Annotated in this window: 9 protein-coding genes; 3 read left to right on the top strand and 6 right to left on the bottom strand. The window is 67.4% G+C overall.

Annotation, left to right across the window (positions count from 1 at the left end; all coding sequences use genetic code 11):
* The 4 genes from VNE62_09065 to VNE62_09050 form a co-directional block, all read right to left on the bottom strand.
* The coding region (locus VNE62_09065; protein HVE92430.1) for a PstS family phosphate ABC transporter substrate-binding protein at positions 1–683 on the bottom strand (683 nt) is incomplete at its 3' end.
* Positions 684–784: 101 nt separating this feature from the next.
* Complete coding sequence (locus VNE62_09060) at positions 785–1,474, bottom strand: response regulator transcription factor (protein ID HVE92429.1); 690 nt, start codon at positions 1,472–1,474, stop codon at positions 785–787.
* Positions 1,471–2,799, bottom strand: coding sequence for an ATP-binding protein (locus tag VNE62_09055; protein HVE92428.1), 1,329 nt, complete (start codon positions 2,797–2,799; stop codon positions 1,471–1,473). The genes VNE62_09060 and VNE62_09055 overlap by 4 nt, the downstream gene beginning before the upstream one ends.
* A 103-nt stretch (positions 2,800–2,902) precedes the next feature.
* The gene (locus VNE62_09050) at positions 2,903–4,060 is read right to left on the bottom strand and encodes a hypothetical protein (protein HVE92427.1); all 1,158 of its coding nucleotides are present in this window, start codon (positions 4,058–4,060) and stop codon (positions 2,903–2,905) included.
* 255 nt (positions 4,061–4,315) lie between these two features.
* Between VNE62_09050 and VNE62_09045 the strand changes: the two genes are divergently transcribed.
* Positions 4,316–5,593: an adenylosuccinate synthase gene (locus VNE62_09045; GenBank protein ID HVE92426.1), complete on the top strand. Its 1,278-nt coding sequence runs from the start codon at positions 4,316–4,318 to the stop codon at positions 5,591–5,593.
* On the opposite strand, the gene VNE62_09040 is transcribed toward VNE62_09045, so the two are convergent.
* Positions 5,569–6,129 carry a shikimate kinase gene (locus VNE62_09040; GenBank protein ID HVE92425.1) on the bottom strand — a complete coding sequence of 187 codons (561 nt, stop codon included), beginning with the start codon at positions 6,127–6,129 and terminating at the stop codon, positions 5,569–5,571. The two genes, VNE62_09045 and VNE62_09040, sit on opposite strands and share 25 nt — an antisense overlap.
* 116 nt (positions 6,130–6,245) lie before the next feature.
* On the opposite strand from VNE62_09040, the gene VNE62_09035 reads away from it, so the two are divergent.
* Positions 6,246–7,916, top strand: a complete 1,671-nt coding sequence (locus VNE62_09035) for an ABC-F family ATP-binding cassette domain-containing protein (GenBank protein ID HVE92424.1) — start codon at positions 6,246–6,248, stop codon at positions 7,914–7,916.
* Between the two features lie 8 nt (positions 7,917–7,924).
* On the opposite strand, the gene VNE62_09030 is transcribed toward VNE62_09035, so the two are convergent.
* A complete protein-coding gene (locus VNE62_09030; protein ID HVE92423.1) occupies positions 7,925–8,359 on the bottom strand; it encodes a cyclic nucleotide-binding domain-containing protein in 435 nt (144 codons plus the stop codon).
* 44 nt (positions 8,360–8,403) lie between these two features.
* On the opposite strand from VNE62_09030, the gene VNE62_09025 reads away from it, so the two are divergent.
* Positions 8,404–9,258: a metallophosphoesterase gene (locus VNE62_09025; protein ID HVE92422.1), complete on the top strand. Its 855-nt coding sequence runs from the start codon at positions 8,404–8,406 to the stop codon at positions 9,256–9,258.
* The last annotated feature ends 3 nt before the right edge of the window (positions 9,259–9,261 follow it).

The following is a 9,261-nucleotide window of genomic DNA, read 5'->3' as shown; positions in this document are numbered from 1 at the left end:
ACTGCCTTGAGGTCGTTGCGACTCTCCTTGAAGTAGGCATAGCCGAAGAAGCCCATCGAGTAACGGTCTCCCTTAACGCCGTTGACCAGGATCTTGTCGTCCTCGCTGGTCTGAACCTCCGGTCCTTGTCGCAGCGAGTCGGCTTTGCCGACGACTTCCTCGGTGAAGTAGTCGAACGTCCCGGAGTCGGCGCCCGGCGCGTAGAACTTGATCGGTTGGGCCGGGTATTGCGGGTTGATGTCCTTCCACGTCTTGACGGTGCTGCCCGGCTCCCAGGCCTTCTTCAGCTCAGCCACGGTCATGCACTTCACGAAGTCGTTGGCCTTGTTGACCACTATTGACAGCCCGTCGATCGCGACCTGCAGCTCCACGGGCTCGATCGACTTCTGTGCGCACAGCGCCTTTTCGTCGGAGTTGATCGGCCGGGAGGCGTCGGAGATGTCGGTCTCTGAATTGCAGAACTTCTTGAATCCCCCGCCGGTGCCGGACTGGCCAACGGACACCCGGACCCGGGGATGCTCCCCCATGAACTCCTCGGCGATTGCCTCGCTGATGGGAAAGACGGTGCTGGATCCGTCGATGGAGACGGTGCCCGAAGGACCGCCGTCGTTGCTCCTGCCTCCACCGCAGGCCGACCCCAGCAGGGCTGCCAGCGCCAAGGCCGCGAGCTGGAACTTCGACATCCACTCTCCTTTCGGGTGGCTTGGAACCATCTGTCCGCACAAGGTAGTGCGGCCGGGTTGAATGAGGGCGGGCGGCAGTGTTAACGGACCGTGAATACGGCTCAGGGCTCGAACTTGTAGCCCAGTCCCCGTACGGTGCGGATGTGGACCGGGTTGTGGGGGTCGTCCTCGAGCTTGGATCGCAGGCGCTTGACGTGGACGTCAAGGGTCCTGGTGTCTCCGAAGTAGTCCTGGCCCCAGACCTGCGCTATAAGGCTCTCGCGCGTCATCAGCTTGCCGGGCTTTCGGATGAGGCACTCGAGCAGGGCGAACTCCTTTGGGGGCAGGTCGACCACGCGGCCCCGCACCTTCACCTCGTGGCGTTCGACGTCCAGGCGGACCGGACCGGCCTCCACGGTGGTGGGCGCGGGAGGCGTCGCACCGCCCTCACCGGCGGTCCTGCGCATCACCGCCCGGACCCGGGCGACGAGCTCGCGCATCGAAAAGGGCTTGGTGACGTAGTCGTCGGCGCCGAGCTCCAGACCGAGCACCCGGTCGGTCTCGGCGTCTTTGGCCGTGACCATGATGATGGGCGTGGGGCCGGCCCTGCGGATCGTGCGGCAGACGTCCATCCCCGACATACCGGGCAGCATGATGTCCAGCAGGACGACGTCAGGCCGCCAGGCGCGAACGTACTCGACCGCTTTGGCGCCGTCGGTTACCACGGTGCACTCAAAGCCTTCGCGCTCCAGTCCGTAGGCGACGGTCTCCGCCAGCGACGGCTCGTCCTCCACGATCAGGACCCGGGTCACGCTGCCGGCCCCGATCCGTTGCCGCCTGCCCGCGGGGGCGCGGCCGGACCGGCGGACGCCGACGGGATGAGCAGCGTGAACTCCGACCCCAGACCGAGCTCACTTCTGACCTCTACGCGCCCCCCGTGGTTCTCAGCCACGTGCCGGACGATCGACAGGCCAAGACCCGTCCCCCCGGTCGCCCGGGACCGGGCCCGGTCGACGCGGTAAAAGCGTTCGAAGATGCGGGGCAGCTCGTCGGCCGGGATGCCGATGCCTTCGTCGGACACCACCACGGACGTCCAGTCCGGGCCGCCTTCGACGCGCAGGGACACGGTGCCGTGGTCGGAGTAGCGAACCGCGTTTTCGACCAGGTTCTGGAGCGCCATACCGAGCTGGGCGCGGTCGGCCTGCACCCAGGCGGCGCCTCCCTCGATCCGCATCGACACTCCCTTGACGTCGGCGATCGGCCGGCACCGTTCCGCCGACTCCTCGAGCACCGCCCGCACGTCGATCTCGTCCTTGGACAGCAGCTGACCCGCTTCCACGCGCGACAGGTCCAGCAGGTCGGTGACGAGGTCTCCGAGGCGCTGCGCCTCGCGCTCCAGGCGCAGGACGAATCCCGCCGCGCGCCCCAGTTCCCCATCGTCGATGGCCATGGCGGCCACCTCCGCCAGCGCCCGCATTGAGGCGACCGGGGTCTTGAGCTCGTGGGACACATTGGCGACAAAGTCGCGTCGCACCCTGTCCAGGCGGTGTGCCTCGTCGCGATCGGCGATGAGAAGCAAGGACCCTCCCGACTCCAGGGGGACACACCGCGCGGTGACGTGGCGGGCTTCGGGAGTCCTGACCGTGAGCTCCTCCGTGAGGTGCCGGCCCGTGGTGTCGCTCAGGGCGACGATTCGCTCCAGGTCCGGCTGTCCAAGGCGGCGTCCGGCTTCGATGTTCGGCAGCAGCGTCCGCGCGGCGGGATTGGCGTACTCGGTGCGAGCCTGCTCGTCGAGCACCACGAACCCCTCGCCCGCGTGCCGCAACGCGGTTTCCCGGCTGGACGTCGCACGGGAGGCCGCCGCCAGGCGCTCGAGCATGTCCCTGTACTCGGAGGCAACCACCTCGACGGTCCTGGAAAGGGGCTGCGGCTCGGCGTTCGGCTTCATCGTCCGGGTTAGGTAAGCGGCGGGCTCCAGCACGGAGCGGTGGACCCACCACGCAAGTCCCCCTGCCCCCGCGACAGACAGGACGACGACCAGCGGGAGTACCCACGACGGGGCCAGAACCGCGGACCCGGCGCAGAACATACACAGGGCCCAGACGTAGACGGCGATGCGCCAGGCGCGAGCTCGCATTCACAGCCAGGATAGGTTCAGGCGGTATCAGCCGGATGAACCCGCTGTTAACGGAGGGCTAACGGGGCGGCCGCGGGGGGGTGCGGTCCGCCCCGGTCACCCGCTAGACGATCCTGATGTTGAAGCCCGCCCCGTGAGCCATCCCGGACTCGTCTTCGTTGAACACGGCCCACTTGCCGTCCTCGCGGATCGTCACTCCGACGTGCTTGTCGTTGTAGACGCCGTCGGGGCTGCCACCGGGATTCCAGTTCTGCGTCACGAACAGCAGCGCGTCGGAGTCACCGGAGGCGGGACTTTCGAACCACGTCGTGTTGCCCACGACGTTGGAACTGGACGACTTGTGAACCAGCACTTTGTCCCCGGCGGTGTGGACCTGGACGTTGAATGATGCCCCCTCGGGCATCACGGTGAGGTCTTCGTTGAGGATCGCCCACTTGCCGTCAGGACGGATGTAGACGCCGATGGCAGAGTTGTTGTAGACGCCGTTGGTGCTCCCGCCCGGGTTCCAGTTCTGGGTCACGATCAGCACGGCGTTGGCGTTGCCGTTGACGCTCTCGTGATCCAGGAACGTCGTGCCCCCGTCGATGTTCGCCGCTGCCGCCTGGTGCACGAACGTCGAGGCGCCCGGGATCCGGATGTCCACGCTGAATGCGGCGCCGTTGGGCATGGCCGAGCCGTCTTCGTTGAAGATCGCCCAGAACCCGGATGTGTACCAGACCCCGATCGACTTGTTGTTGTAGATGCCCGCGCCGCCGCCCGGGTTCCAAACCTGCGTCGCGTACACGATCGCGTTCGGGTTCCCGTTGGACGCCTCATGGTCGATGACCGTGTAGTTGTCGGTGATATTCGTCGGGACCGCCCGGTGCATGAACCGGGTCTGCGCCGCCGGGGGCGCCGGCGTAGGAGCGGCGGGAGGCGGAGTTCCAGCGGGCCCCGTGCCAGGCCCGGAGCCGCCGCCCGAAGGAACGGGGGCCGGGGACTTCAGACCGGCAGCCAGCTTCGCCTTCGGCTTGACTGTGGCTCTGGGCTTCGGCATCGGCCGCACCGAGGCAGCCGGCGAGGCGCTCGTTGCCGGCGAGTCTGCCGGCGACTCCAGGGCCTCCACGGACGCGGACGGGCTGGTGCGGGGGGTCCGCCTTACGCGCTGGCTGCGGTCGCGTCCGCATCCCACGGCGAGCAGCGCCAGGACGATGAAGACGATCGAGAGAGCGCGCAGCGAACCATGTCCGCCACGCCTGATGCGAGACCTTCTGTTGCCCATGAATGGTTCCTCCGGTGAGCGCGGAAGGAATGTCCTGCCCACTTGCCAGGGGTCTCGGTACGGAAGTCCCCCGCTCGGGTGACCGCGGTCCCAACAATGTCCTGCGCCCGTCACGGTGGCGTTACCGCCGGAAAGAGCCCCGTCCTGCCTGAGACCCCCTGCCTGCGCCACTGCGCGCGTGAGGCGGTAACATCTCCGAAAGGGACCTCCTTTCGGCGTCGCTACGCCACCCCCCCGCGGAAGGAGTGATGACGCGTGCCCGTGACGGTGGTCGTGGGGGCCCAATGGGGCGACGAAGGCAAGGGCAAGGTCACCGACCTGCTCGCGCCGGACGTGGAGATGGTCGTCCGCTACCAGGGCGGCGACAACGCCGGCCACACGATCATGGTCGGCGACTCCGTCTACAAGCTGAGCATCATCCCGTCGGGCGTCCTGCACCGGCACATCACGCCCGTGATCGGCAACGGCGTGGTCGTGAACCCCCAGCGGCTGCTCGAGGAGATCGGGGAGCTGGAGGGCGCGGGTGTGTCCTGCGACCGTCTGCGCGTGTCGGCAAACGCCCACCTGGTGATGCCGTACCACCTGGCTCTGGACAAGGTGAACGAGCGATACCTCGGCCGCAACCGGCTCGGGACCACACGCCGCGGCATCGGCTTCGCCTACGCGGACAAAAACGCCCGCGTGGGGCTGCGGGTCCAGGACCTGCTCGACCCGAAGATCTTCGCCGAGAAGCTGGACGTGGTCCTCAAGGAGAAGAACGCGATCCTGGCCAAGATCTACAACGCGCTTCCGATCAAGGCTGCCGACATCGTCGCGGAGTACAAGGGCTACGCGGAGAGACTTAAGCCGTACATCACCGACACGACCCTGCTCGTCCACGAGGCCATCGCCGGCGGACGCCATGTCCTGCTGGAGGGAGCCCAGGCGACGATGCTCGACCTCGACCACGGGACCTATCCCTTTGTCACGTCTTCGAACCCCGTGGCCGGCGGCGCCTGCGTGGGAGCCGGGATCGCACCGAGGGACATCACCCGCGTCATCGGTGTCGCCAAGGCGTACGTCACCCGGGTCGGTGCGGGTCCGTTCCCGACGGAGCTCGAAGAGCCGGAAGGCGAGATCATGCGCGAAAAGGCGGCCGAGTACGGAACCAGGACCGGACGCGGACGCCGTCCCGGGTGGTTTGACGCCGTCCTGCTGCGATACGCCGACAGGCTCAACGGTTTCTCCGAACTGGTGATCACGAAGCTGGACATCCTCAGCGGTTACGTCGAGCTGCCGGTGTGCACCGAGTACACGCACCTGGACCGCACCTACCGCGAGTTCCCGTACCACCAGACCGTGTTTCACAACTGCCAGCCGGTGTACACGAGGATGCCCGGGTGGGACGAGGACATCTCCAGAGCGTCCAACGTCGACGAGCTGCCGAAGGAGGCCCGGGCATACCTGGAGTTCCTGGAGCAGGAGACGGGGGTCCGGATCGGGATCGTCTCGGTGGGCCCCGAGCGGGATCAGACGCTGCGGTTTCCCGCCTGACCTTCCAGCGCGGCGAGGAAGGTCCTGACGTCGGCTCTCGTCCGAAGTCGCACGACTTCCAGATGGACCCACCGTGGGTCCGTCAGTTGCGCCTGATCTCGCGTCCTCTTCGAAGCGTGAGCAGACCAGGCCCACCGGATCGGGTGATCCGGCCGGATCCACCGGCGGAACTGCTCCCGATTCCCGCTCCAGAGCTCGCCACGCCACGCCGCCCGGCTGAGCGACCTGCTGATCACCTGCCACATGACCAGCGGGCGGTCCAGATCCAGCCAGACGACGGTGTCCGCCCGGGACCAGACGGCCTCCCGGACGATGCTCGCGTAGTTGCCATCCACAACCCACTCGTCCCCGATGACGCGGTCGGCGATGGCGAGACGGAACGCGTTATTCGGGATCTCGCTCCAGTTCGGCCCGTGGCGGATCTCGTCCATCTCGATGAAAGGGAGGTTCAGGAGCTGCGCGATCCGTCGCCCGACCGTCGTTTTGCCGGCCCCCGACGATCCGATGACCGATATCCGGCGCCCTTTGATCGTCATTGCGTCATAATCGTGCGACCACGACCCGGAGGTTCACCAGGCATGCTCGTCTAGGTCTCCCGCTCAAGTTCCCTCATCCACGGCCGCCAGCCGCGGCCCCCACGCGGAGATCGAGCATGCGCTACCAGTCCCATACTTCGTCCGGCACGCTGAATGCGTCCGGCGTCACCAAGTCCCACGGAGCCCAGGTCGTCCTGGACCAGGTAGACCTGACGGTAGCGTCCGGAGACAGAATCGGAGTGGTGGGTCCGAACGGCGTAGGCAAGTCGACGCTGCTGCGGATCCTGGCCGGAGTGGAGAAGCCGGACTCGGGGCGGACTCTGCGGTCGCCGGCCACGCTGTCGGTCGGGTATCTGGCCCAGGAGCCCGACCTGCCTCGAGGACTGACCCTGCTCGAGCTTCTCGCGCAGAAGACGGGAGTGGCCGTCGCGGAGGCCGAGGTGGACCGGCTGGCCCTGGCGATGGAGAACGATGAGTCCCTGGCCGGGGACTACTCCGAGGCGCTGGACCGGTTCATCGCCCTCGGCGGCGGGGACTTCGAGCCGCGAGCGGAGGCCGTCCTGGGCGAACTCGGATTGCCGGCGGACAGGCTGCGGCTTCCGGTGAGGGCGCTGTCCGGGGGCCAGGCCGCGCGGGCCGAGCTGGCGGCGGTCCTGCTGTCGCGTTTCGACGTCCTGCTTCTGGACGAGCCCACCAACAACCTGGACTTCGAGGCGCTGGACCTGCTCGAAAGGTTCGTGTCCGAGGTTCCCGCGGGGGTCGTGGTGGTCTCGCACGACCGCGCCTTTCTGGAGAGGACGGTCTCGCGGATCCTCGAGCTGGAGGAAGGGACCCACCGGGCGGTGGAGTACTCCGGCGGTTACTCCGCCTACCTGGAGCACCGTGCGACGGCGCTGCGCCACCAGTACGAGGACTACGAGCAGTTCGTCTCCCAACGGTCCGAGCTGGAGCAGCGGGTGCGACGCGTCCGCCAGTGGGCGGAGAAGGGGGCCCGCAAGGCCCGCGCTGACAAAAGCGAGCCGGACAAGCACGTCCGCACGGCGCGGATCGAGAGCAGCGAGAAGCAGGCATCGAAGGTCAAGTCGCTGGAAAAGCGCCTCGACCGGCTGGACCCGGTGGACAAGCCGTTCGAGGCCTGGAGGCTGCGGCTTTCGCTCGAAGCCGTCACGCGAAGCGGCAACGTCGTGGCGCGTCTGGAGCAGGCGGTCGTCCGCCGGGGATCGTTCACCCTCGGCCCCCTGGACCTTGAGGTCACGTGGGGGGAGCGCGTGGCCATCATCGGCCCCAACGGCAGCGGCAAGACGACGCTGCTCCATGCGCTGCTCGGTCGCACGGAGCTCGATGCGGGTGCCCGGTGGATGGGCCCCGGAGTCGTCGTCGGGGAGATGGACCAGCACCGAGGGGCCTTCGCCGGCGACGAGAGCCTGCTCGACGAGTTCTCCAGGCGGTCTGATCTGGTGCCGCAGGAGGCCCGGTCCATGCTGGCAAAGCTCGGGTTGGGGGCCTCCCACGTGACGCGGCCCGGAGGCTCTCTGTCCCCCGGGGAGCGCACGCGGGCGGTGCTGGGCCTGGTTTCGGTCTCAGGTATGAACTGCCTGGTGATGGACGAGCCCACGAATCACCTCGACCTGCCTGCCATCGAGCAGATCGAGCAGGCCTTGGAGGACTTTGAGGGGACGCTTCTGCTCGTGACCCACGACCGCAGGATGCTGGAGACGCTGCGGACGACCCGCACGATCCGGGTCGTGCCGCGCGACGAGCTGACGTCGGTGGTCGAGACGCGGTAGCGGCCGGGTCAGCCGGACTTGAGGCCCGGCAGGCGCTCGGACAGCTTGCGCCGGAAGTGCTTCGCGAGGTCAGGGTGCGTCGCCATGAGCTCCTGGAAGCACGACTTGGTGACCACCATCAACTCGGTGTCCTCGACCGCCCGGGCGCCCAGCGTGTGCGTGGTGTGCAGCAGCAGGGACAGCTCACCGAACGACTCGCCGGGACCGGCCTCCGCGACCACCGGCCTGTCCGCGTCGTCGGCGTCGAAGATCTGAACGCGCCCGTTCAGCACGATGTACAGCCCGTCGGCGGCCGAGTCCTTCTCGAAGACGACCTGGCCGGCCTTCCAGCGCAGGTTCGCCGACATGCCGACGACGTCCAGAAGCTCGGAATCCGACAGCGACGCGAACTCCGGACAGCCCCGCAGGGCCAGCATGAGGCTGTGGGAGATCGGTCTGGCCATGACGGCTATCCTACGTGCCTCGCCCGCGGCAAAGGGAGGATCGTTTGCCCAACACGGACATGCCGATTCGCATCGTCCAGATCAGCGACATCCACTGCGGGACGCCCACCTTCCAGGAAGCCCTGATGCAGTCGATCATCGAAAGGATCGGGCAGATCGACCCCGACATCGTCGTCGTGGCCGGGGACCTCACGACGGCCGGCTACGAATGGGAGTTCGAGGAGGCAGCCGGGTGGCTCGAGCGGATAGGGCACCCGAAGATCGTCATCCCCGGCAACCACGACTCGCGCAACGTCGGGTACGTCCACTTCCACCGGCTGTTCGGGGAGCGCTTCTCCCGGTGCCGGTTTGAGTTCTCGGGCGAGCGGGCCGAGCGACTGCAGACGACGGGGCTGACGGTGGTGGGCGTCGACTCCTCCGGCCCCGACCTGGACGAGGGCCACATCGGGCGCGAACGGTACCCCTGGATCCGGGAGCAGTTCATGCACCCGGACGATCTGAAGGTCTTCGTCATTCATCACCACCTCGTGTCCATCCCGGGGACCGGACGCGAGCGCAACATCATTACCGACGCCGGGGACCTGCTGGCCGAGCTGGACCGCCTCGACGTGGACATCGTGCTGTCGGGACACAAGCACGTTCCCTACTTCTGGGGCGTCAACGGACTGCTCATCTGCAACTCCGGGACGGCTACCACCAAGCGCGTGCGCGGCATCACGCCGCCCTCGTGGAACGAGATCTGGGTCGACGCATCCACGGTCAAGGTGTTCCTGAACTACGCCGACGGGCGCCGGCAGCTGGCCGCGATCTTCAGCCGCAAGACCAGAGCGATGACGCGCGAGGTCTTCTACCTGACCGACGACTTCCTGGAGACCAACGGCATCACCGCGATGATCTGAGCC

It is taken from the genome of Actinomycetota bacterium, from assembly GCA_035536535.1.
In the GTDB taxonomy this organism is placed as follows: Bacteria; Actinomycetota; JAICYB01; order JAICYB01; family JAICYB01; genus DATLNZ01.
The sequence above is the reverse complement of the archived record's forward strand: the minus strand, read 5'-3'. Positions and strand labels throughout refer to the sequence as shown.

Excerpts from the sequence above, each read along its gene's own strand:
- VNE62_09055 (HVE92428.1), bottom strand. The coding sequence starts at position 2,799 with ATGCGAGCTCGCGCCTGGCGCATCGCCGTCTACGTCTGGGCCCTGTGT.
- VNE62_09050 (HVE92427.1), bottom strand. The coding sequence starts at position 4,060 with ATGGGCAACAGAAGGTCTCGCATCAGGCGTGGCGGACATGGTTCGCTG.
- VNE62_09040 (HVE92425.1), bottom strand. The coding sequence starts at position 6,129 with ATGACGATCAAAGGGCGCCGGATATCGGTCATCGGATCGTCGGGGGCC.
- VNE62_09035 (HVE92424.1), top strand. The coding sequence starts at position 6,246 with ATGCGCTACCAGTCCCATACTTCGTCCGGCACGCTGAATGCGTCCGGC.
- VNE62_09030 (HVE92423.1), bottom strand. The coding sequence starts at position 8,359 with ATGGCCAGACCGATCTCCCACAGCCTCATGCTGGCCCTGCGGGGCTGT.